Raw genomic sequence first — 22069 nt, forward strand, 5'->3', positions numbered from 1 at the left:
TACGAAGCCGACATGGGTGAGTCCCAGGCGACTCTACGGCCCCCAGACGACCGTGACGACGCTGCGCGCCGGTAGCGTATAAGTAAAGCCGCGACGCGCATCCTGCACAACCACCGCGCGCGGCGCAGGCGCCCCATTCACCACCAGCGCCACCACAGTCCCATCCGGGTTCATGAACGCCGCCTGCTCCACCCCGTCCCGCGCAGTCCCCGCCGGCAGCATGCGCGCCCCCGGCAACACCCACCGGCTCGCATGCGCCAGCGCATAGTATTCCGGATTGCGCACCACGCCATTGGCCGTGACTGTCACCACGCCACGGCAGCCACGGCAACCTCCCGTGCGCGGCCCACCCTCTTCGTCCAGCGCCACGTTGCCCAGCGCGATACCGCGCGCGCCGAGGCGCACGCCGCCCGCCAGCACGCGCGCGAAGTGCAGCAGGTTGTCGCCCCAGTCCGGCGCCCAGTTGCCGCCCGTGCATTCCGTGATGTACGCCTCGGCGGCGGGCGGCTCGGCGGGCGACGCCACCTGGCAATGCCAGGCCACGCCCGCCAGGAAGGGCGCGGCCACCTTGTCGGTCAACACGCTGCGTATTCCCGCCACCGCGGCAGCGCCGCCATCGCCGTCGCCATCCCATTCCAGCAGGCGCGGCCCGCTTTCCTGCAGCAGCGGCCCCAGGTACTTGCCGGCCAGCTCCGCGCGCGCCTTCGCGTCCAGCAGCATGCCGGGCGCATCGGCAGGCGGCGCTTGCGGATCGTTTTGCATCGTCAGCGCATGGAGCGGAATGCCCTCTTCCAGGTACAGGTCGACGATGCGCCGCAAGTAGCGCGCATAGGCGCCATACGCTTCCGGCTTCAGCGCGCCCTGCACCAGGTTGCCTCCGGTCTTCATCCATGCCGGCGCACTGGCGGGCGAGCCGACCCATTCCAGCGCGGGATTGCGCGCCATCGCGTCCAGGGCCAGCGGGATCACCGTGTCGCGCTCAGCGGCAAGGCTCACCAGCGTCAGGCCCGGATCGTCGCCGCCATCGGCCACGTCGCCGTAGCTGTACCGGCTGCGCGCAAATTCCGACGCGCCCAGGTAAAGGCGCATGAAGCCCAGCCCCAGGCCGCTGCCTTTGCGGTTGAACAGGTCGTCGAGCAGCGCAGTGCGCCCGGCCGCATCGAGCCGCTGTTGCAGCAGCCACGCCGATGCCGCGCTCAATGTGGCGCCGAAACCAATGATGGGCTGGCGCGGATGCGCGGTGTCGATCTCGATGCGATGGGGCCCGGCGGGAAGCGGGCCCGCCGTTTCCACGCCGGGCGACCAGGGGGTCAATGCACGCGCGGGCATGCCCAGCGCAACATCGGGCTGGCGCGCCAGCATCGACGAGCGGTCCGCCGTTGTCAGCCAGATACCGGCGTATCCCGTGCGGACGTTGCCCTTGCCTGCCTCCGTCCCGTGCGGCATGCCACTATCGGCCGCCGCCGGTATCGCCAGCAGCAGCGATCCTGCCAGAGCAGCCGCAACGCGGGCCAGCCGTTTCATGAGGACCGCGGCAACATACCTTCGCGGCCGCCAGCCATGATCGCGAGGATCTGCTCTACCGCCACAGGCTTCACCAGGTGCGCTGTAAAACCCGCTTCCTGCGCCAGCAAGCGGTCTTTTTGCTGCCCCCATCCCGTCACCGCCACCAGCACGGTCTGGTGCAGGCTGGGCAGCTTGCGCAGCGCCCGCGCCAGGTCATAGCCATTCACGCGCGGCAAACCGATGTCGAGGAAGGCGTAGTCCGGTGCGAACGCGTCGGCGGCGGCCAGTGCCTGCGCGCCGTCGTGGCAGACCCGCACCGTATGGCCCGCGCCCCGCAACAGCACGGCAATGCTGTCGACGAAGTCGACGTTGTCATCGGCCAGCAGCACGCGCAAGCGCCGCGCTTCAGGCCCGGCAGGCTGCAACGCGTCCTGCGCTTCGTCCGGCGCCGCCATCACGGGCAGCGTGACCGTCATGGTGCTGCCCTGGCCGATGCCAGGGCTTTGCGCCGTCACCGTGCCGCCGTGCAGCTCCACCAGCCGGCGCGCCAGCGACAGGCCCACACCCAGGCCCGCCGTGCTGCGTTCGAGCGACGTATCGGCTTGCACGAACATTTCAAAGATTTCACCCAGCATGTGCGGCGCCACGCCGATGCCGTTATCGCTGACCCGGATCACCAGCTGGCCATGTTCCATCACCGCGCGCAGCGCCAGTTCGCCGCCACGGTTCGTATATTTGGCGGCATTATTCAGCAGGTTCGACAGCACTTGCGCCAGCCGCGTCGCGTCACCCAGCAGGTAGACGGGGTGCTGCGGCAATTCCACCTGCAGCCGGTGCTCCTGCGCTTCGACGAAAGGCCGCACCAGTTCCAGCGCATCGCTCACCACCGATTGCAGCGCCACCGGTTCGCGCTTGATGGTCAGCTTACCGGTATTGATACGCGATACATCGAGCAAGTCGTCGACCAGCCGCACCATTTGCCGCAACTGCCGCTCCATGATGCCGCGCGCGCGGTCGCAGGCGGGCTTGTCATTGCCCGCCATGCGCAGGATATCGAGGCCGGTGCGGATCGGCGCCAGCGGATTGCGCAATTCATGCGCCAGGGTTGCCAGGAATTCATCCTTGCGCCGGTCTGCCTGTAACAAGGCCCGCTCCGCATCCTGGCGTACCGTCATTTCGTATTGCAGCGTACGGTTGGTATTTTGCAAAGCCTGGGCACGCCGCCCCACTTCCGCCAGCATGTCGTTGAACGCATATTCCAGCGTGGCGATTTCGCCGCTGGCATTCGATGACCGCACCCGCAGGCTGAAGTCGCGCTTTTCCATCACTTCGCGCGCCACGCCGGTGACGGCCGCCAACGGCTGCGTAATGCCTTGCTGCAAGCGATTCGCCACCAGCGCCGCCAGCAACAGGCTGAGCAGCATGACACCGCCCATGATGGCGGCATAGGTGCGGACGCGTTCGACCAGCCCGTAGCGGGCAATCAGGTAGACCGTGCCGATCGCTTCGCCATTTTCTATGACAGGGTGATACACCACCAGGTGGCCGCCAGTGATGGCATGGCCGGCCCGTCCCGGCCGCGTGGGAAACACGGGCGTGTCCTGCGATGATTGGGCATAAGCGGCAAACATGGCGCCACGGGCATCGTAGACGGCGCCGGCCAGGATGTGCGGCCGTACCCGCAGCATGCCAAGGTTTTGCCGTGCCGCGCTGGGGTCGTTGAAGCTGAGGGCCGGGGTGCTGACCACGGCAATGATTTCCGCCTGCGTCGTCATGTCGTCGACCCAGTACTGCTGATAGGAATCGAGGTCATACAACAGCATGCCGCAGGCTGCCGTCATTAACGCAACAAAGGTGGTCGCCAGCGCCATCGTCACCAGCTTGCCCCGCACCGTCGCGGGGCGCAGCCGCGCCCACATCACTGACTGCCCTTAAGGACGTGATAGGCGACGGACAACAGCCGCGAACTCAGTTTCAAGCCATTTTTTTCCGCGGCCGGCAGCGAGACTTCGAAACGCACCCGGTCTTCGACCAGGCGGAAATTGATCACGCTGCCCTGCTGCAAACCATTATCCGATTCCGTCACGGTCAGCACGCCCTGCTGCTGCGCGGCGCGCAGCATGGCGGTGCTGCGCGCCGCGTCGGCGCCGATAAACAGCATGTGCAGGCCCGTCAGGCCGTCGCCTTCGCGCAATGTCCGCACCGTGATCGGGCGGCCGCCCACATTGCGGCCCGTGGTAATGCGCGCCAGTTCCGCGCCGATATCGTCCGCGCCCAGCACGCCCACCACCAGCGGGCCGGTTTCTTGCGGATATTCGACGTAACCGAGGAATTTATACAGGAAGGCCGCCTTCACGCCCCGTTCGACGCCATTGGCTGCAGGTGCATCCGCACCAACGGCCAGGCAGGACAGCGCCACCATCAAGGTCGCACACAACAGCGCCGCCATCGTCAGCAGCGAACGCCCTATACCGCCGGGGGCGGTGCGCTCCGCCGCGCGGACCGGACCGGGCAGCAACACAGGCGCCCGCAGCAGCGGGTTCGGTCCTGCGGAACTCAGGGAAGCGCTCAATATCGCCATGTCACCTTCACCAGCGCAGTGCGCTCATAGAAGCTGCGTCCGTTCGGTCCGCCAAATTCGGGGCGGCTACGATGCAGCAGGTTCTGGCCGATCAGCGCGACATCCATCGTCGGACGCAGTTTCCACAGCCATTGCATATCCACGTCATAGTACGCCGGGATCGAAGGATTGGGCAACCGGCCGTTGTAACGCAGTGTAAAGTCGAGTTGCTGCCAGTCGCCGATATCGAACGACGACCGCAGCACACCGTGCAGGCGGGGATCGTTGGTGCCCAGCGCCGTCGCGGCGCCGCCGTCACGGCTGCCGGGCTTGACGCCGATATTGATCATTTGCCGCACCAGGCCGCCGCTGAGGCGCCAGTTCGGCGTCACTTGCCAGCGGCCCCACAGTTCCAGGCCGCGCGCCGTGGCTTTGCCCATGTTCCTGAATTCGAAGCCGAACCCGGGCACCGGCTCCTGCGTGCGCAACTTGTCATAATCAGCATAAAACAGCGTGGCGGAATAACTGACCCGCTCGCTATGCTGCGCCCGGTACCCCACTTCCGCCACGTTGGCCACTTCCGAATCAAAATCGGGCCCGCCGTTGATCAGGCGATACGGCTTGCCGGCCAGGATGATCGGTTTTAGCGGCGCGAGGAAATCCTTGTCGATGCGGGATGGCGCCCGCACCGTGCGCGCCAGGCTACCCCATACCAGCTGGTTCGGCCCGGGATTCCAGGCCAGGCGCAGGCTGGGCAGGTATTCCGCCCCCGTGTAATGGTTATGCTCGATTTTGGCGCCCGCAGTGAACCGCAGGTCGGGCGTCAACGTGATTTCATCCTGGGCGAACAGGTTCCCCCAGTGCATGTCGAAGTTTTCCGGCGCGAACGTGAAGCCGATCGGCGTGATATGGTCCTTGCTCTGGCGGTAACCGCCGCCCCACGCAATGTTGTGCGCGCCGATGCGCACGCCATGCTGCGCTTCGATTTCCACCGTATCGAGGCGTTCAATGAAATTGTTCGGCTGGTTGCGTTCGACGTGGTCCAGCACCAGTTGCAGGCGCAGGTCGGAATCGTTGTCCAGCTTGCGCGTGTAGCGTGCAATGGCGTTGCCGCCGGAAACCTTGATGTCGCGCGTGTTTAGCTGGTGCAGTTCGCCCTCATAAACATCCCCTGACACCATCAGCGCACCATCGAACGCCGGCAAGTCGGCGCGGAAGCCGGCCTGGCGGCGCTGCATGCCGGTCGGATTGGCAGTCGGCGTGGTATCGACATCTTCCATGTGCCAGTAACGCGCATACAACCGGTAATTGCCGCCATTCTGCAGCGCGGCGCCATAGCGCGCGGTGCCGTCTTTTTCCTTGGAGCCGCTGACCACGCTGGCCAGCAGCCCCTGGCTATCCCTGGCCGACTTGGTAATGATATTGATCACGCCATTGACTGCGTTGACGCCCCAGATCGATGCGCCGGGACCGCTGATGACTTCGATGCGCTCGATGTCTTCCATGACCACGTCCTGCACATCCCAGAACGCGCCGGAAAACAAGGGGGAATAAATACTGCGCCCGTCGATCAGCACCAGCAGCTTGTTGGCAAATACACTACTGAAGCCGCGCGCGCTCACCGCATAATTCCGCGCATCCTGCCGCGCCACCATCAGGTTGGGCGCCAGCCGTAACGCTTCCGGCAAAGTCCGCACGCCGCTGCGCCGGATGTCGCCGGAACTGATGATATAAATCGAGGCGGCGGCATTGCCCAGTTTTTCTTCCTGGCGCGACACCGACGTGATGACGATGTTGCTGAGCTGTTCGATGGACAGGTCGGCCAGGTCGGAGTCGGGTTCGACAGCCTGCACGGCTGATGCACTTAGCAACGCGGCTAATATAAGGGCGCTTTGCTTTCGAATTGTCATGGGCGGCCTTTGCACGGGGTTGGGGTGCTGTGGAAAGAATTATAAGGATATTATGGTTGGTACGATTGAAATTTGATTGGGGGAAATTAGTTAGGGCGGAGGGAATGTTTTAAATCAGTGACTTGCGTGGTGACTGTGTGGTTTTTTTTAATGCGTAGAGTCAGGGACAGGGCGCGCGCCCTCGGCGCGCGGCGCTGTTTTGCGCGTGGCGCAAAACAGCAGATGGGCGATTCGAAGAGCCTCGCGCTGGCAGGCGCTCGTCTTCGAATCCCTCCCGCTCCGTCCACAAATAAAAAAAGCTCCCGATGGGAGCTCTTTTTATTCGTTTGGCGGAGAGGGAGGGATTCGAACCCTCGGAAGGCTCGCACCTTCGCCTGATTTCGAGTCAGGTACAATCGACCACTCTGCCACCTCTCCGTGTTCGCGTTAGCGAGCCAGCATTATAGCCACCGTCATTTCAAATTACTAGGGTCAAAAGCAATTTATTTCTAAACGGCATAACTAATCTACAATCAGCCTGAAGAGCGATTCTCGGAGAGACGATATGAGGGCATGGCTGCGATGCATCGTGTTGTGGATACTGGCCGGGACTGCCGCGGCGGCGGAGAAAGTGCTGGTGCTCACGTATTACGACTTCCCCCCGTTCGTCGAAGCCAATGGCGAAGGATTGAGCAAGCAGTTGTGCGCATTACTGGAAGCCAGCAGCGGCGGCCGCTACCAGTTCGAATTGCAGGTCGTGCCCCGCTTGCGCTTCGATGCGCTGCTGGAGCGTACGACGACCCCGGTGCTGGCGCCATGGGTGGCGCCGGAATTCTTTGCCGAGCCGGCCCGCTACCGCTGGGGCCATGCGCTGATGGACGATAACGCGGTCATGCTGGCGATGCCGGGCAAGGCCGTGGAGCTGGAACAGGTGGAATCGCTGCGCGGCTTGCGCTTTGGCGGCGTGCTGGGCCACCGCTATCCGTTTGGCGCGCTGGAAACCGCGATCAGGCAAGGCATCGTCTCGCGCGCCGATAACGCCAGTCCGGAACAGAATTACCAGAACCTCGTGCTGGGCCGTATCGACTTGACCATCATGGCGGAATCCACGCTGCACTACCTGAAACAGCGCGACTTCGCCGCCTTGCGCGGCAAAACGCTGCCGACGGGAACCACGCTGATGTCGACCGCCGTGCGGCGCAGTTATTTCATGCTCAATGCGGAGGGGGCGCTGGGAGACTTCCTGGCGCGCGAAATGGAAGGCTTGCGGATCGTGAAGGGCGAAAGTCCTGCCTGGTTGATCAGTACAACAAAGAAAAAATAACCAAGGCGCCCGGACTGCAAACGGGCGCCCGCACTGCTGGGATCACAGCCGCCCTTCCCGCCTCCCGTCGTCGCCCTGCATCTGCGTCATGCCCCAGCCCAGCTGGCGGCGGATTTCCGGGATCGAAGGCGGCGGACATTGCTGGTTTTGCCGCGCTTCCATGTAAAGCCGAACTTGCTCTTTGGTCGGCTGGGTCTGCTGAGTCATTTCTTTGCTCCAGATCGTCAACGGTACGGGTACGGGGTACGTGTGCGCAGCCGTTTTGATCACTTGTTTGCAACTTACTTGCAAAGATCTAGCTGCTGGTGCCTATATTATTGGCAATGGCCAGATCAATCCAATTCTCAAATTGCATAAACTTATATCGTTTTTGCATAGTTCAGGATCGGCGTTGCCAAGGGAACAATTAGACGAAACCCTCCACATACGTAAGCATGCCTGACGGCCATTTAAGCCTAGAATCGGCCTTCTACTGGCACAACCACCGTGAGGACGCCTTATGCCGAGCAAAATCTTTCGTGCAAGTGAACTGGCCGGGGCAACGCGACTGGCCACCGGGGCGGTACGGGGTGTCGCCGATATCGCGGAAGCCGTGCATACCGCCATCCTGTCCAATGTCCCGGCAGGCAAGCCGCTGGCGCGCGCGGCATCGCTGGTCTATGGCGGCGTGCGCAATACGGCCAGCCTGGTCGGCGCCGGACTGGAGCGATCGCTGGCGGCGCTGCAACCCTTCCTGGGAGAATCCGCACCGTCGCACGGCCGCGAAGCGCTGCTGGCCGCCCTCAACGGCGTGGTGGGTGACACCCTGGCGCGCAGCAACAATCCACTGGGCATCACGATGCAATTGCGGCGCCATGGCGCCCCGCTGGCCGTGGGCGCCGAAGTGGCGCAGGGGCAAATTACCGGCCGCATCGTCGTGCTGGTGCATGGCTTGTGCATGAACGACTTGCAATGGCGCCGCCAGGGCCATGACCACGGTGAACTGTTGCAGCGCGAGCGGGGCTATACGCCGGTCTACCTGCATTACAACACGGGCCGCCATATCGCGGAAAACGGCCGCGATTTCGCCCAGCAACTGGAAGCGCTGGTGCTGTCGTGGCCGGTCCCGGTGACGGAACTGGCCATCGTCGGCCACAGCATGGGGGGACTGGTGACGCGCAGCGCCTGCCATTACGGTGAGCAGGCCGGCTACGGTTGGCTGGGCCGGCTGAGCAAGCTGGTGTTCCTGGGCTCGCCCCACCATGGCGCGCCGCTGGAACGGGGCGGCAACTGGGTCCACGTGATGACCGACCTCAGCAAATACAGCGCCCCGTTTTCACGGCTGGCGAAATTGCGCAGCGCCGGCATCACGGACTTGCGCCACGGCAGCCTGCTGGACACCGACTGGCAAGGCCAGGACCGCTTTGCGCATGGCGCCGAACTGCCCGACGTCGTGCCGCTGCCGAAGAAGGTGGCGTGCCACACCGTGGCGGCCGTGATCACGGCGCCGCGCGGCCGGCGCGGTTGCAAATTCGTCGGCGATGGCCTGGTCCCGCTCGACAGCGCGCTGGGCCGCCATGCCGATCCGGAGCGTACGCTGGCCTTCGCGCCGGACCATCAGGCCGTCGTGCAAGGCGTTAATCACATGGAATTATTGAATTCGCCACAGGTGGCGGATTATCTGTTGCAGTGGATGTAATCCCCTCCCGGCCGGCGGCCCGCCTTGCGTGCGCCGCCGCGCGCCAATAAGCAATATCGTTTCAATCACACCAGCCTCATCGATACATAAAACTAGGCGAAACAATGTCGCTTTGTGGAAAATCGTGACAATGTGTGAGAATTCACCTCAAAAAATTCGCCATGATTGAATGAAGAAATGCAGCTCCGCATTGCGTTTCCACAATATCAATTCACTTTCGCCTTAATTCCCGCAAGTTACCAACGAATTTTGACAAAGCATTGGTATGCCTTTCAATTAAGTAATCACCTTTTAAATATCTCAACCAAGAGAGTCGATTATGAATGCGCCCAGTGGTGAAGTGACAACCCAAGACTTGGAATTGCATGCGGTAATTACCGCACTAAACAGCGTGCAGGCCGTGATCGAGTTCGATCTCAACGGAACCATCCTCCATGCCAACAACAACTTCCTGCAAGCCATGGGCTACACGCTGGACGAAGTCCAGGGCCAACACCACTCGATGTTCTGCGAGCCGGACTACGTGCGCAGCCCCGCCTACAAGCAATTCTGGGCCCGCCTGCGCAATGGCGAGTTCGACCAGGGCGAATACAAGCGACTGGGCAAAGGCGACCGGGAAGTATGGATCAATGCGTCGTACACACCGATCTTCGATGCGGACGGCAAACCATACAAGGTCGTCAAGTTTGCCACCGATGTCACGGCAGGCAAGACCCGCAACGCGGAATACGAAGGCAAGGTCAGCGCGATCGGCAAAGCCCTGGCCGTGATTGAATTCGACATGCAGGGCCACGTCCTGAATGCGAATGACAATTTCTTGTCGGTTATGAACTATACGCTGGAAGATATTCAGGGCGAACATCACCGGATGTTTTGCGAACCTGAATATGCCAGCAGCTCGGACTATAAACGTTTCTGGCAAAAATTGAATCGGGGCGAATTTGATACCGGGCGCTACAAGCGGCTCGGCAATGACAAAAAGGAAATTTGGATTCAGGCAACCTATAATCCCATTTTTGATTTAAATGGCAAGCCGTATAAAATCGTCAAGTACGCCACCGATATCACCGAGCAAGTCGCACTGGAAAATGCCGTGAAAACCCAGGCAGCTTCGGACCAGGCGAAAATCAGCCGCCTGCTGCAATCAGTGGAAAAGGCCGCGCACGGCGACCTGACCAGCCAGATCCTGGTCGAAGGCGACGAAGCGCTCGATCACCTGGCGGCAGGCATCCAGAAAATGATCGCCGATCTGCGGCAAGTCATCGGTAAAGTCGTGGATGCCGCCGGCGGCCTCGGCTCGACGTCGACGTCGATCGCCGAACGCGCCTCCGGCGTTGCCCTGGGTACCCAGGCGCTGGGCGCCACGGTCGAAGAAATGAATGCGTCCATCGATGGCTTGACCACCTCCATCGACACCATCGCCAACAGCACCCGCAATGCCGACCAGCTGGCCAAAGCCACGCAGCAGGAAGCCGAAGCGGGCGCCAAGGCGGTGGCCAAGTCCATGGAAGCGATGGATTTGATTAACCGGTCGTCGGAAGACATCGGCGAAATCGTCAAGGTCATCAGTGAAATCGCCAGCCAGACCAATATGCTGGCCTTCAATGCCGCCATCGAGGCGGCGCGCGCCGGCGAGCACGGCCTGGGCTTTTCCGTCGTGGCCGACGAAGTGCGCAAGCTGGCCGAGCGCTCGTCGCAAGCCACCAAGGAAATCTCCAAGCTGATCAACGAATCCGTCAAGCGGGCCTCGGCCGGCAGCGAGATCTCACGCCAGGCGGGCGAAGCCTTCGACAAGATCGCGGCAGGCGTGGCCAATACCACGCTGGCCATCTCGGACATCTCGAAAGCCACCCACGAGCAATTGCTGACGGCGCGCGAAGTCAGTACCGCGATCGGCTATATCGCCGAGGAGGCGGAAAAATCCGCGGCGTCGTGCGACAGCATCGCCCGCTCCATCGATGGCTTGAACCAGCAAGCCGGCGACTTGAACAAGACGGTTTCCGGCTTCGTCGTCTGACCATGCGCCATGCGCCGGAACTCGACCAGGCCACGCTGGCCGCGCTGATCGCGCTGGTCCGCAAGCATACGGGCATCGATATGGGTGAGCGCAAACGCAACTTGCTGGAACGCCGCCTGCGTCCCCGCATGGATGCGCTGGCCCTGCCCGGGTTCCGCGACTATCTCGACCGGGTGGAGCAAGACCGCGATGAAGTGCCCCACTTCATCGACCTGGTCACCACCAACGACACGCTGTTCTTCCGCACGCCGCAAGTGTGGGCCTACCTGGAACAGGAATTCCTGCCGTCCTGGTGGACGGGGCACCAGGGCAAGCGGCTCGAGATCTGGTCGGCCGCCGCCGCCAGCGGCGAAGAACTGTATTCGATGGCCATGCTGTGCGAAGAATTCCTGGCCGCGCACCCTGGCTTCCGCTACCGCATCGTCGGCACCGACATTTCGCGCCAGATGCTGGAACTGGCGCGCAAAGGCTGCTATGCGGGCCGCTCCATCGAACGCCTGCGCGAAACGCATCCGGCGCGGCTGGCCAATTACTTCCGGCCCTCGCCGCACGGCTGCGTGCAAGTCAGCGACGCGCTGCGCAGGAACGTCGAACTGCGCAGCCATAACCTGCTGCATGTGCTGCGGCCGGCGCAGCAGTTCGACCTGATCCTGCTGCGCAATGTGCTGATTTATTTTGACCTGGCGCACCAGCATACCGTGCTGGAGCAGGTGCGCCACAGCATGGCTTCGCACTCGGTGATGATCATCGGCGAATCGGAATCCATCAGCCGCCTCGACACTGCCTATGCGCTGCACCGCCCCATGATCTACCACGTGAAAGCATCGTCGCCATGCACGCCCTGAATTCCGCGGCAATACGCCGCTACCTGCGCTCGCACTCATGTCCGCCAGCCGGCACGCCGGCTTCGCAGCAAGTCGGCATCGGCCAGTTGAAGATCGGCGCCGGCGCCGGCCAGCTGGAAGCCGTGCTGGGATCGTGTGTCGGCATCGCCCTGATCTGGCGCGAAGGCGGCAGTTGCGGCCTGGCCCATTGCCTGTTGCCGGAAGCGCCCGAACCATCGCCTGGCACGCCCGGCGTGATGGGCGGTGCGCGCTATGTCAACCAGGCCATCCCCGCCCTGTTGCTGATGATGGGCGCGCAGGAAGACGATTATCCGCACATCGAAGCAGTGCTGGCCGGCGGCGCCAGCATGCTCGACAGCCGCTCGCCCCGCTTGCAGATCGGGCAGCAAAATGCGGCGGCCGCGCGCAAATATCTGCGCCAATGGGGACTGAACGTCAGCACCTGCTGCCTGGGCGGCCATTACGGCCGCACCTTGCGCATCGATTGCGCGACGCAGAATGTCATCGTGCGCGACATCGTGCCGGTTCAATCTTGATCAACGGGAATGGGCGTAACCATGGCCAACCTGGAATCCAATGCCACCGAGCTGTTCGGTTCTTTCGTGCTGGGCGACGATGAATTCGCCCTGCCCGCCAGCACCATCCGCGAAGTCGTCAACTTCCCCGACAAGATCAGCGCCCTGCCCCTCGCTCCGCCCTTCCTGGAAGGGATGTTCACGTTGCGCGGCAGCGTGATCCCGGTGGTCAACCTGGGCCGGATATTCCAGCCGGATGCGCCGCGCGCCGAGAAAAGCCACAAGATCGCCATCCTGGATTTCCAGCACGTGCAAGTGGGCATCCTGTTCCACGCGACGGGCGAAGTACTGCGCGTGCGCCCGGACCAGCGCACCACCCTGAGCTATGCCAGCGGCAGCACGCAGGGTGTGATTGCCGGCACCATCTTGCTGGACGACGGCGAGCGCCTGATCCAGGTATTGAATCCCGCCGCCTTGATCAGCATTGAAAACGTGCCGCAAGTGCTGGCCTTGCAGTCGACGTGCCAGAAACAGCAACGCCACAATTTCCGCACCCAGGCGGCGCGCCGCCGCTGCGTCAGCTTCCGCGCCGGCCCGGCGGCGTTTGCCTTTGAAATGGGCGGCATCCAGGAAATCATCAGCGTGCCGGAAATCCACAACTCCATGCTGAACAGCAAGCTGTGCCTGGGCCGCATCAATTTCCGGGGCAGTCCCATCGGCGTCGTCGATTTCGCCCAATTGCTGACGGAAAATGGCGCGGCACGGGATACGGCTGAGCATACGGACGCCGAACGGCGCATCATCGTCATCCGCATGGATGACGCCACCGTGGGCTTCATGGTGGACACGGTCGACAATATCATCCACTTTGCCGACGACGAAGTGATGCCGATCCCGCTGCTCAGCAAAGTCCGCACGGACATGTTCAGCGGTTGCATATCCCGGCCCGAGGTGGGTGACGTGATCCTGCTCGACCACCAGAAAATCCTGTCCCGCAGTGAAATCACCGACATGCGCAAGGGGCACGCCAACCTGTATCCGGACGAAGCCAAGCCGAAGGATGGCGCCGCCGCCGTCAAGCGGCAATCCGGCCGCCAGGTGTACATCACGTTCGCGCTGGACGCGGCCTATGCGGTGGAAATCCGGCAAGTGCGCGAAATCATCGACTTCTCGGACGCCATCACCTGCCCGCCCGGCATGCCGGACTATATGCGCGGCGTGTTGAACCTGCGCCAGCAAATGGTCACCGTGATCGACATGCGCAGCCTGTATGGCATGCCGGCGCTGGTAGCGGCGCCGGCACCCAAGATCCTCGTGGTGGAACGGGGCGCCGACTGCTACGGGCTGGTGGTGGACGCCATCGACAGCATCATGACGATCGACGACAGCAAACGTTTTGCCGCCCCCAGCCTGATGCGCAACCCCAATGCCGAACACAGCCTGGCCAATGAAATGCGGGAAGTCATCGATATCAACGACAGCCCGGACGGCGTGCGCAAGACCTTGCGGATTTTCGATTGCGACCGCTTGCTGCAATCGCTCGACGCCTTGCGTCCCGCGCAGGCCGCGTAAAAAGAAAAAGCCCTTGATTAACAAGGGCTTTTTCAGTGTTCTGGCGGAGAGGGTGGGATTCGAACCCACGGTAGGGGGAAACCCTACGCCTGATTTCGAGTCAGGTACATTCGACCACTCTGCCACCTCTCCAGGTACTGCAACTTAACGGTGGTCGCCGTTGAGAGCCAAGATTATAGCAGCCCTTCCGGAAAAAGGAAGGGCTATTTTAAGAATTACGCCACCAGCTTGGTCAAACCGCCCATGTACGGCTGCAGCGCGGCTGGAATCTCCACCGAACCATCGGCTTGCTGGTAGTTTTCCAGGATCGCCACCAGCGTACGGCCAACGGCCAGGCCGGAACCGTTCAAGGTATGCAGCAATTCCGTCTTGCCTTGCGCATTGCGGAAGCGCGCCTGCATGCGGCGGGCCTGGAATGCTTCGCAGTTCGACAGCGACGAAATTTCACGGTACGTGTTTTGCGCCGGCAGCCACACTTCCAGGTCATAGGTCTTGGTCGCGCCAAAACCCATGTCGCCGGTGCACAGCGACATCACGCGGTATGGCAAGCCCAGTGCCTGCAGGATTTTCTCGGCGTGGCCGACCATTTCTTCCAGCACCGCGTACGACGTGTCCGGATGCACGACCTGCACCAGTTCCACCTTGTCGAACTGGTGCTGGCGGATCATGCCGCGCGTGTCGCGGCCATAGCTGCCCGCTTCGGAACGGAAGCACGGGGTGTGCGCCGTCATTTTCAGCGGCAGCGCATCGGCGGCGATGATTTCATCGCGCACGATGTTGGTCAGCGAGACTTCCGACGTCGGGATCAGGTAGAACGTTTCGCCCTCGCCTTCCGCGCCGCCCTTCTTCACGGAGAACAGGTCCGCTTCGAATTTCGGCAACTGGCCGGTGCCGCGCAGGCTGTCGGCGTTGACCATGTACGGCGTGTAGCACTCGGTGTAGCCATGCTCGCCGGTGTGCGTGTTCAGCATGAATTGCGCCAGCGCGCGGTGCAGGCGGGCCACGCCGCCTTTCATGACGGAGAAGCGCGAGCCGGTCAGCTTGGTGGCGGTGTCGAAATCCAGGCCCAGCGCGGAACCGACGTCCACGTGGTCTTTCACTTCGAAGTCGAAGGTGCGCGGCGTGCCGACTTTACGCACTTCCACGTTGCCCGTTTCATCGTGACCAACCGGCACGGATTCGTGCGGCAGGTTCGGAACGGATTCCAGGAAGGCCGACATTTTGGCCTGCACCACGGTCAGATTCTGTTCATTGGCCTTCAGCTCGTCGCCGAGACCAGCCACTTCCGCCATGACGGCCGTGGTGTCTTCCCCTTTGCCTTTCAACATACCGATCTGCTTGGACAGCGAATTACGCTTGCTCTGCAGTTCTTCGGTACGCATCTGGATCGCCTTGCGCTCGCCTTCCAGGGCATTGAAGGCTGCCACGTCCAGTTGAAACTTGCGCGCCGCCAGGCGGGCCGCGACGGTGTCGATATCTTTACGGAGAAGTTGGATGTCTATCATTGGAATGTGCCGCACATATTCGGAAAGGGGCAATTGTACCAATTTGATGCGATCCAACGCGAGTTTTACGCCCTCCGGCGGAAAAACCGCCCGCTTACAACAGGGCGGCTTTCTCGGCGGCGGTCAGGCGCTTGGCGGCCACCACCACCACGGGGATATTCGCATCGGCTGCCGTGCCGGCATTGACGGCCACCATATCGGCATCGGCGGCCATCGTGATCACCGGTTCGCTGGCCGTGGCGTAGCTGGTGGCGGCGCCCAGGGCGGCGGCGAAAACGAAGATAACTTCCATGTTTTTGAGGACGTTCATGATGTGCTCCTTAGGTGTCTGCGGTTGATCAATACTGCTTCGATGGCTTTACTGTAGCCGCGCGCATGCCGCATCACCATCGGCGTGCGACGAAGTGTCGAAAACAGGGGATGAAACGCAGAAAGCCCGCCAATACAGGCCGCATCGGGCGCTAGGCGGCGCGGGCGTCGGCCGCCCGGTGCACCAGCGCACCCAGCTTCGCGACCGCCGCCTCGATGTCGGCACTCCACGCATTGCCGCAATTGAGCCGCAGGCAGTTGCCGAATTTGCCTGATGCTGAGAACAGCTGGCCCGGCATGAACGCCACGCCCTGCGCTACCGCCATCCCGTGCAGCGCCAGCGCGTCGACCTGCTGCGGCATCTGCACCCACAGCACGAAGCCGCCCTGCGGTTCGGAAATCAGGCACTCGTGGGGGAACGAGGCGGCCACCGCGTCGGCCATGCGCGCGATGCGCTGCGACAGCACGCGCCGCATCTTGCGCACCTGCACCTCATACGCGGAACCGGTGAGAAAATCCGCAAGCACGGCCTGGAAGAACTGGCTGGTGGAACCGCTGGACACCATTTTCAGTAACGTCACTTGCTGGACCCAGCGCCCCGCCGCCACGAAACCCACGCGCGACGCGGGCGTGACGGCCTTGGAAAAGGATGAACACAGCAACACGTAGCCCGCCGTGTCATACGCCTTCACGGGCCATGGACGCTCATGGGTAAAACACAGGTCGCCATACACGTCGTCTTCGATCAGCGGCACCTGGTGCTGCGCCAGCAAGGCCGCCAGCCGTTTCTTGTTTTCTTCGGGCATGATGCAGCCCAGCGGGTTGTTCGCATTCGGCACGAACAGGCACGCCTTCACGAGGCCCGCGTTGAACGCCACTTCCAGCGCATCGACCGATGGCCCCGTCTTCGGATGCGTGGGAATTTCCAGCGCCTTCATGCCCAGGCTTTCAATCAATTGCAGCAGCACGAAGTACGTGGCCGATTCCACGGCGATGGTGTCGCCCGGCTGCGCCACGGCGCGCAAGCACAAACTGATGGCTTCCGTGCAGGAACTGGTCACCACGACTTCATGGGGATCGAGCGAACCCCAGTCGAGCGCGCGGCGCACCACCTGGCGTACAAAAGCCGGTTCGTTGGTTTCATAACAGCTGACTTTCGCCAGCAAGGCGGGATCGCGCCGCGCCACGGAACTGACGGCTTTCTGCACGCGGCGGATCGGCAGCAATTCATCGGGAGGCCAGGCGGAACCCAGGTGCGCCAGCCCCGGCGTCTCATTGGCTTTTAACACCCGCATCAGCAGGTTGTTGATGCCGACAAAGGCGGGCTCCGTCAGCGGTTCGCTGGGCGCCGCCACGGCCAGCACGCGCGGGCGGTGGCGCACGTAATAGCCGGCCTGCGGCCGCGCTTCGATCAGGCCCTGGTCTTCCAGCAGGCGCAGCGCCTGCAGCACCGTGCTGACGGAGACGTGCTTGTGCTGTGCCAGGTGGCGAATCGATGGCAGCTTGTCGCCCGGCGCAAACACGCGGCTGGCAATGTGCGCACCCAGTTCGTTGGCCAGTTGTTCGTACAGATTCGGTTGCATCGGCATCCTTCCATTGTGGCCCGCGGCGGCGCGCGTGCACAGGTACAGTGGCATTCAGTTTCAACCAGCACAGTTGCCCAATTTTGCCACTGTATTCGTCACAATTCCCATTTATTGCATCTGTTATGGTCGCCGCTGCGCCGGTAAGCTGTCCCTGTCGAACCACACAACAGGGAGAACACCATGTCCGCACAGCCGTCGGCCGAATACAAACTCAGCAGCGATCAACCGCTGCGGCTCGAAGATGCGGGCGGGCGCGTGGTGGAAGGCGTGTCGGGCATGACGTGGATTACCGCGTATGGCCAGCACATGGATTTCATCCTGCGCCCGGGCCAGCGCTTCGTGGTGCCGAACGATGGATTGACACTGGTTGAGGCACTGGGCTGCAGCCGCATCAGGGTGGCTGCGCCCATTGCCCAAAGCTGGACGCGCCGCGTGCGGCGCGAGGCGGCGGCGCGCTGGCAAGAAACGATGGACCGGCTGCGGCAAGGTTTGCAGCCGGCCGGAGGGGCTTAGCCAGCCAGCGACGTTGCAAAGCCCTATGGCAAGAGGCCTTGCGTTATAGCCAATATTGCAGACGGGATGTATTATTGGGGATTGATTAACGTGTCAGTTCCATGTCCACCCCCACCGCAGCCCTCGAAGAACGTACCGGTGAAAGCTCGAACGAGATCGCCGGCCATATCGCGGAAGCCATCGCTGCGCGCAAGCTGCCGCCTGGCACCAAGCTGCGCGAAGAAGCGTTGTCACGCCTGTATAACGTCAGCCGCACCAAGATCCGCGCCGCCCTGCTGATCCTGTCCAAGGACAAGCTGATCCGCATCGTGCCGGACAAGGGCGCGTTCGTCAGCCAGCCCAGCGAAAAGGAATCGCGCGACATCTTTGCCGCCCGCCGCATCCTCGAAGCGGCCCTGGCCCGTGAATTCACGGCCCGCGCCCAGCCGCAGGATTATCGCGCGCTGGAGGAACACCTGGAGCTGGAACGCCGTTCGCTCGAAGGTGACCACAAGGTCCGTTCGCAATTGCTGGGCGACTTTCACGTGCTGCTGGCCGAAGTGGCGGGCAATGACGTGTTGCTGGAAATGGTGCGGGAACTGGTGGCGCGCAGCACATTGATCACGATGCTGTACCAGTCGGACCGCGATGCGGTGTGTTCGTCGAACGAACACGAGGAATTCCTGCGAGCGGCGCGCTCGGGCGATGCGGACCTGGCGGCGCGCCTGATGGTGGAACATTTGATGCACGTGGAAGCGGCGTTGCGCTTCGATACGGGCGGCGCACATGAGAAGGACCTGGTGTCGGCGCTGCTGAAATAACGCCGACACCGGATTGACTTACGCGACCTTGCGCGTCCCCGTCGCCAATGCGAGATCCGACGCCAGCTGGTTATGGCGCTCGATCACGAGCGGCAAGTCAATGGTCTGCAACAACCCATCCTTCACCACGATCTTGCCGTTGATGACGCTGTAATTGACGTTGGACGGCGTGCAGAACACCAGCGCCGCCACCGGGTCGTGCAGCGCGCCGGCAAAGGCGATCTGGTCCAGCTTGAACATCACGATATCGGCCGACATGCCCGGCTTGATCGCGCCGATGTCGTCGCGGTTCAGCACTTTCGCGCCGCCCAGCGTCGCCAGTTCCAGCGCCTGGCGCGCCGTCATCGCATCCGGGCCAAAACCCACGCGCTGCAACAGCATGGCCTGGCGCGCTTCACCCAGCATGTGCGCGCCATCGTTCGATGCGCAGCCGTCGACGCCAAGGCCGACCGGCACGCCCGCATCGACCATCTTGCGGATCGGCGCAATGCCGGACGCCAGCCGCATGTTCGAGCATGGGCAATGCGCCACGCCGGTGCCGGTTTTGGCAAACATGTAGACGCCATCGTCGTCGAGCTGCACGCAGTGCGCGTGCCACACGTCGTGTCCCACCCAGCCGCAGTCTTCCGCGTATTCGGCCGGCGTCATGTTGAATTTTTCGCGGCTGTACGCAATGTCGTTGACGTTTTCCGCCAGGTGCGTGTGCATCGATACGCCATAGCTGCGCGCCAGCACGGCCGCTTCCTTCATCAAGTCCTGCGACACGGAGAATGGCGAGCATGGCGCCACCACCACGCGCTGCATCGCGTGGCGGTTCGCGTCGTGATAGGTTTCGATCAGGCGCTGCGTATCTTTCAAAATCGCTTTTTCATCTTCCACCACGCGGTCCGGCGGCAAGCCGCCTTTGGACTGGCCCACGCTCATGGCGCCGCGCGCCGCGTGGAAACGCATGCCGATTTTCGATGCCGCCTCGATGCTGTCGTCGAGCTTGCAATCGTTCGGATAAATGTACAGGTGGTCGCTGCTGGTGGTGCAGCCGGACAGGATCAGTTCCGACATGGCGGTCAACGTCGACACGTGGACCATCTCGCTGTTCAGGTTGGCCCAGATCGGATACAGGTTGGTCAGCCAGTTGAACAGTTCGCCGTTTTGCGCGGCGGGAATCACGCGCGTCAGGCTCTGGTACATGTGGTGGTGGGTGTTGACCAGGCCGGGCGTGACGACATGGCCGCTGGCATCGATCACTTCATCGGCCGTTTGCGGCAGTTCCGGCGTGGGACCGACTTGCTCGATCACGTTGCCGCGCACGAAGATGGCGCCATTGTCGATTTCACGGCGCTGTTCATCCATCGTGACAACCACGCGCGCATTCTTGATCAGGAGAGTTTTCGTCATTTTATTTACACTGTTTTTGAATGATTAAACACTGCGGAAACAATGCGGGGCACTGCGGAAACAATGTCAAACGACCGCGCCGGCACTGCATGCAGGGCCGGCGCGGGACTTGCACCTGGGGCGACTCCGAGATTACGCCGCCTCCATGTTTTTTACCAGCATGGGCTGGGGGACGTCGTCTTCCTCGTCGTCATGGGCTTCCACCGGACGATCCGGCAGCACCAGGTTCAGCACCACGGCCACGATGGCGGCGGTGGAGATGCCGGAGCCGAAGATTTCATGCACGAAGGCCGGCAGTTTCGACAGCAGTTCCGGACGAACCGACACGGCCAGGCCGCAACCGACCGAGACAGCGATCAGCAGGCCGGTACGCTTGTCGTGTTCAACGTGCGACAGCATTTGCACGCCGGCAGCAATGATCATGGCGAACATCATCAGGCCGGCGCCGCCCAGCACAGGCTGCGGGATGGTGACGACGATGGCGCCCAGGACCGGGAACAGGCCGGCAGCGGCCAGCAGTACGCCGGTCAGCGCCACCACGTGGCGGCTGGCCACGCCGGTCAGCGAAATCACGCCGACGTTTTGAGCGAAGGTCGACACCGGCGGTGCGCCCAGGACGGAAACGAAAGCCGAACCCACGCCGTCGCACAGCACGCCGCGCTTCAACAGTTTGCCTTTCATTTTGGTCTGGGTGGCGGAACCCAGCGCCATGAAGGTACCGGTGGTTTCCACCATCGTCACCACATACGCCACCGCCATGGCCAGCACGCCGCTGACGGGGAACGTCATGCCGAAGTACAGCGGTTGCGGCAAGGCGAAGACGGTGGCTTTGTGCACGGCGGAGAAGTCCACCAGGCCCAGGCCCAGGCACACGCCGTAGCCGATCGCCATGCCGATCACGACTGCGGCAGCGGAAATGATGCCCTTACCGAACTGCACCAGTGCAATCACGGTGGCCAGCACGAACAGCGCGATGCCCAGGTTGATCGGGTCGCCGTAGTGCGCGCCGGAACCTTTGCCGCCGGCCGCCCAGTCCACCGCCACCGGCACCAGCGACAGGCCGATCATGGTCACGACCACGGCAGTCACCTGGTGCGGGAACAGTTTGCGGATTTGCGGCATGAAGAAGCTGCCGAGGATCATCACCACGGAACCGGCCAGCGACGAACCCAGGATGCCGGGGACGCCATGTTCCAGGCCGATACTGATGGCCGCGCCGACGAAGGCGAAGCTGGTGCCCATCACGCAAGGCAGACGGATACCGACCGGCCCCACGCCTTTGCACTGGATGAAGGTAACGATGCCGGAACCCAGCAGCGCGGCATTGACCAGTGCAACGATTTGGTCAGCAGGAAGTTTCAGGACTGCGCCGACCACCAGGGGTACGGCGATAATGCCGCCCAATGCGGCCAGCATGTGCTGGGCAGCGAGCAGGACGGTAGTGACGAGTGGCGGACGATCGTCCACCTTGTATAGCAGGTTGTTCATGGTGTCTCCATCTGAAGATTTTATGTCTTGAACTACTTTTTCCGGTGCTATCCGGCATGCCTCTACGGGTCGGTTGGTGATGTCTACCGTATTTGTCGAGGTCCAACAGGAGGGAATGGAGGATCAAACGCAGCGCGGGAACCGGGGTACGGCGCACCCGACTGTGAGGGCGTTGCAGGCATTGCGATGGCTGGCATGTTACGCATGATGTCTCCACTGATTGCTTCATTCGCGCTGCTCTATGGCGGCTTTCGTGAATTCATCATGCGCCCGCATAAATTTATTGTCAACGAATTTTGTATACAATCTATGCGTACGTTGGATACCGGATGACGTGATGCAACAGCCCGTGGCCGACGCGCAACAATTGCATCATGATATGTATACAATCTGTTGTTTCAGTCATGCGTTTTCGTCGCAAATCGCTGTGCTTCAGGCGTAAAAAAAGGTTCTTCACGGATTGCCGGGAAACGCTGCTTTGATCTTCAGGAAGAAGAATTCCGAGTCGCGATAGCCATAGGCCATCCGTTTCATTACCTTTATCTTGTTGTTGATGCCCTCGAGCTG

The 22069-nt window shown here is 62.3% G+C and carries 19 protein-coding genes and 2 tRNA genes; 8 read left to right on the forward strand and 13 right to left on the reverse strand.

What is annotated here, in order from left to right:
- Positions 1-33: 33 nt before the first annotated feature.
- The 5 genes from GJ700_RS20070 to GJ700_RS20090 all read right to left on the reverse strand — a co-directional run bounded on the left by GJ700_RS20070 (position 34) and on the right by GJ700_RS20090 (position 6393).
- Complete coding sequence (locus tag GJ700_RS20070; RefSeq protein WP_195763957.1) at positions 34-1524, reverse strand: glycoside hydrolase family 30 protein; 1491 nt, start codon at positions 1522-1524, stop codon at positions 34-36.
- Positions 1521-3425, reverse strand: a complete 1905-nt coding sequence (locus GJ700_RS20075) for a sensor histidine kinase, YfiR-like protein-associated (protein WP_154377146.1) — start codon at positions 3423-3425, stop codon at positions 1521-1523. Before GJ700_RS20075 ends, GJ700_RS20070 begins: the two co-directional genes overlap by 4 nt.
- Complete coding sequence (locus GJ700_RS20080) at positions 3425-4087, reverse strand: TOL_0243 family YfiR-like periplasmic protein (RefSeq protein ID WP_154377148.1); 663 nt, start codon at positions 4085-4087, stop codon at positions 3425-3427. The genes GJ700_RS20075 and GJ700_RS20080 overlap by 1 nt, the downstream gene beginning before the upstream one ends.
- Positions 4075-5919, reverse strand: coding sequence for a TOL_0244 family TonB-dependent receptor (locus GJ700_RS20085; protein ID WP_195763958.1), 1845 nt, complete (start codon positions 5917-5919; stop codon positions 4075-4077). The genes GJ700_RS20080 and GJ700_RS20085 overlap by 13 nt, the downstream gene beginning before the upstream one ends.
- A gap of 384 nt (positions 5920-6303) precedes the next feature.
- Positions 6304-6393 (reverse strand) — tRNA-Ser (locus GJ700_RS20090).
- A 127-nt stretch (positions 6394-6520) separates the two neighbouring features.
- On the opposite strand from GJ700_RS20090, the gene GJ700_RS20095 reads away from it, so the two are divergent.
- Entirely contained in the window at positions 6521-7279 is a 759-nt protein-coding gene (locus GJ700_RS20095; protein ID WP_154377152.1) for a transporter substrate-binding domain-containing protein, read from the forward strand.
- Positions 7280-7321: 42 nt separating this feature from the next.
- On the opposite strand, the gene GJ700_RS35025 is transcribed toward GJ700_RS20095, so the two are convergent.
- Complete coding sequence (locus GJ700_RS35025; protein ID WP_195763959.1) at positions 7322-7486, reverse strand: hypothetical protein; 165 nt, start codon at positions 7484-7486, stop codon at positions 7322-7324.
- A 292-nt stretch (positions 7487-7778) separates the two neighbouring features.
- On the opposite strand from GJ700_RS35025, the gene GJ700_RS20100 reads away from it, so the two are divergent.
- The 5 genes from GJ700_RS20100 (at position 7779) to GJ700_RS20120 (ending at position 13906) form a co-directional block, all read left to right on the forward strand.
- The gene (locus GJ700_RS20100; protein WP_154377154.1) at positions 7779-8957 is read left to right on the forward strand and encodes a PGAP1-like alpha/beta domain-containing protein; all 1179 of its coding nucleotides are present in this window, start codon (positions 7779-7781) and stop codon (positions 8955-8957) included.
- A gap of 319 nt (positions 8958-9276) precedes the next feature.
- The gene (locus GJ700_RS20105; protein ID WP_154377156.1) at positions 9277-10974 is read left to right on the forward strand and encodes a methyl-accepting chemotaxis protein; all 1698 of its coding nucleotides are present in this window, start codon (positions 9277-9279) and stop codon (positions 10972-10974) included.
- Between the two features lie 2 nt (positions 10975-10976).
- Complete coding sequence (locus GJ700_RS20110) at positions 10977-11819, forward strand: CheR family methyltransferase (RefSeq protein WP_154377158.1); 843 nt, start codon at positions 10977-10979, stop codon at positions 11817-11819.
- Positions 11807-12355, forward strand: coding sequence for a chemotaxis protein CheD (locus GJ700_RS20115; protein WP_154377160.1), 549 nt, complete (start codon positions 11807-11809; stop codon positions 12353-12355). The genes GJ700_RS20110 and GJ700_RS20115 overlap by 13 nt, the downstream gene beginning before the upstream one ends.
- A gap of 21 nt (positions 12356-12376) precedes the next feature.
- Positions 12377-13906 carry a chemotaxis protein CheW gene (locus GJ700_RS20120; RefSeq protein WP_229507131.1) on the forward strand — a complete coding sequence of 510 codons (1530 nt, stop codon included), beginning with the start codon at positions 12377-12379 and terminating at the stop codon, positions 13904-13906.
- A gap of 41 nt (positions 13907-13947) precedes the next feature.
- On the opposite strand, the gene GJ700_RS20125 is transcribed toward GJ700_RS20120, so the two are convergent.
- From GJ700_RS20125 to GJ700_RS20140, 4 genes are all read right to left on the reverse strand, one after another.
- Positions 13948-14038, reverse strand: a tRNA-Ser gene (locus tag GJ700_RS20125).
- Positions 14039-14121: 83 nt separating this feature from the next.
- Entirely contained in the window at positions 14122-15411 is a 1290-nt protein-coding gene (serS, locus tag GJ700_RS20130) for a serine--tRNA ligase (protein ID WP_154377164.1), read from the reverse strand.
- A 94-nt stretch (positions 15412-15505) separates the two neighbouring features.
- Positions 15506-15721, reverse strand: coding sequence for a hypothetical protein (locus GJ700_RS20135; protein ID WP_154377166.1), 216 nt, complete (start codon positions 15719-15721; stop codon positions 15506-15508).
- Between the two features lie 151 nt (positions 15722-15872).
- A complete protein-coding gene (locus tag GJ700_RS20140; RefSeq protein WP_229507132.1) occupies positions 15873-17303 on the reverse strand; it encodes an aminotransferase-like domain-containing protein in 1431 nt (476 codons plus the stop codon).
- Positions 17304-17486: 183 nt separating this feature from the next.
- On the opposite strand from GJ700_RS20140, the gene GJ700_RS20145 reads away from it, so the two are divergent.
- Both GJ700_RS20145 and GJ700_RS20150 read left to right on the forward strand, forming a co-directional pair.
- Positions 17487-17819, forward strand: coding sequence for a DUF2917 domain-containing protein (locus GJ700_RS20145; RefSeq protein ID WP_154377168.1), 333 nt, complete (start codon positions 17487-17489; stop codon positions 17817-17819).
- Positions 17820-17920: 101 nt separating this feature from the next.
- Positions 17921-18619 carry a GntR family transcriptional regulator gene (locus tag GJ700_RS20150; RefSeq protein ID WP_154377170.1) on the forward strand — a complete coding sequence of 233 codons (699 nt, stop codon included), beginning with the start codon at positions 17921-17923 and terminating at the stop codon, positions 18617-18619.
- Positions 18620-18637: 18 nt separating this feature from the next.
- Here GJ700_RS20150 and GJ700_RS20155 read toward each other — a convergent pair whose 3' ends face one another.
- The 3 genes from GJ700_RS20155 to GJ700_RS20165 form a co-directional block, all read right to left on the reverse strand.
- Positions 18638-20014: an 8-oxoguanine deaminase gene (locus tag GJ700_RS20155; protein ID WP_154377172.1), complete on the reverse strand. Its 1377-nt coding sequence runs from the start codon at positions 20012-20014 to the stop codon at positions 18638-18640.
- Between the two features lie 132 nt (positions 20015-20146).
- The gene (locus GJ700_RS20160; protein ID WP_154377174.1) at positions 20147-21502 is read right to left on the reverse strand and encodes a uracil-xanthine permease family protein; all 1356 of its coding nucleotides are present in this window, start codon (positions 21500-21502) and stop codon (positions 20147-20149) included.
- A 453-nt stretch (positions 21503-21955) separates the two neighbouring features.
- Positions 21956-22069, reverse strand: a 114-nt coding sequence (locus GJ700_RS20165) for a transposase (RefSeq protein WP_154376719.1), incomplete at its 5' end; no start/stop codon positions are given.

It is taken from the genome of Pseudoduganella rivuli (genome assembly GCF_009674485.1).
Classification (GTDB): Bacteria; Pseudomonadota; Gammaproteobacteria; order Burkholderiales; family Burkholderiaceae_D; genus Rugamonas; species Rugamonas rivuli_B.

Coding starts and splice junctions, on each gene's coding strand:
- GJ700_RS20070 (WP_195763957.1), bottom strand. CDS start 1,524: ATGAAACGGCTGGCCCGCGTTGCGGCTGCTCTGGCAGGATCGCTGCTG.
- GJ700_RS20075 (WP_154377146.1), bottom strand. CDS start 3,425: ATGTGGGCGCGGCTGCGCCCCGCGACGGTGCGGGGCAAGCTGGTGACG.
- GJ700_RS20080 (WP_154377148.1), bottom strand. CDS start 4,087: ATGGCGATATTGAGCGCTTCCCTGAGTTCCGCAGGACCGAACCCGCTG.
- GJ700_RS20095 (WP_154377152.1), top strand. CDS start 6,521: ATGAGGGCATGGCTGCGATGCATCGTGTTGTGGATACTGGCCGGGACT.
- GJ700_RS35025 (WP_195763959.1), bottom strand. CDS start 7,486: ATGACTCAGCAGACCCAGCCGACCAAAGAGCAAGTTCGGCTTTACATG.
- GJ700_RS20100 (WP_154377154.1), top strand. CDS start 7,779: ATGCCGAGCAAAATCTTTCGTGCAAGTGAACTGGCCGGGGCAACGCGA.
- GJ700_RS20105 (WP_154377156.1), top strand. CDS start 9,277: ATGAATGCGCCCAGTGGTGAAGTGACAACCCAAGACTTGGAATTGCAT.
- GJ700_RS20110 (WP_154377158.1), top strand. CDS start 10,977: ATGCGCCATGCGCCGGAACTCGACCAGGCCACGCTGGCCGCGCTGATC.
- GJ700_RS20115 (WP_154377160.1), top strand. CDS start 11,807: ATGCACGCCCTGAATTCCGCGGCAATACGCCGCTACCTGCGCTCGCAC.
- GJ700_RS20120 (WP_229507131.1), top strand. CDS start 12,377: ATGGCCAACCTGGAATCCAATGCCACCGAGCTGTTCGGTTCTTTCGTG.
- serS (WP_154377164.1), bottom strand. CDS start 15,411: ATGATAGACATCCAACTTCTCCGTAAAGATATCGACACCGTCGCGGCC.
- GJ700_RS20135 (WP_154377166.1), bottom strand. CDS start 15,721: ATGAACGTCCTCAAAAACATGGAAGTTATCTTCGTTTTCGCCGCCGCC.
- GJ700_RS20140 (WP_229507132.1), bottom strand. CDS start 17,303: ATGCAACCGAATCTGTACGAACAACTGGCCAACGAACTGGGTGCGCAC.
- GJ700_RS20145 (WP_154377168.1), top strand. CDS start 17,487: ATGTCCGCACAGCCGTCGGCCGAATACAAACTCAGCAGCGATCAACCG.
- GJ700_RS20150 (WP_154377170.1), top strand. CDS start 17,921: ATGTCCACCCCCACCGCAGCCCTCGAAGAACGTACCGGTGAAAGCTCG.
- GJ700_RS20155 (WP_154377172.1), bottom strand. CDS start 20,014: ATGACGAAAACTCTCCTGATCAAGAATGCGCGCGTGGTTGTCACGATG.
- GJ700_RS20160 (WP_154377174.1), bottom strand. CDS start 21,502: ATGAACAACCTGCTATACAAGGTGGACGATCGTCCGCCACTCGTCACT.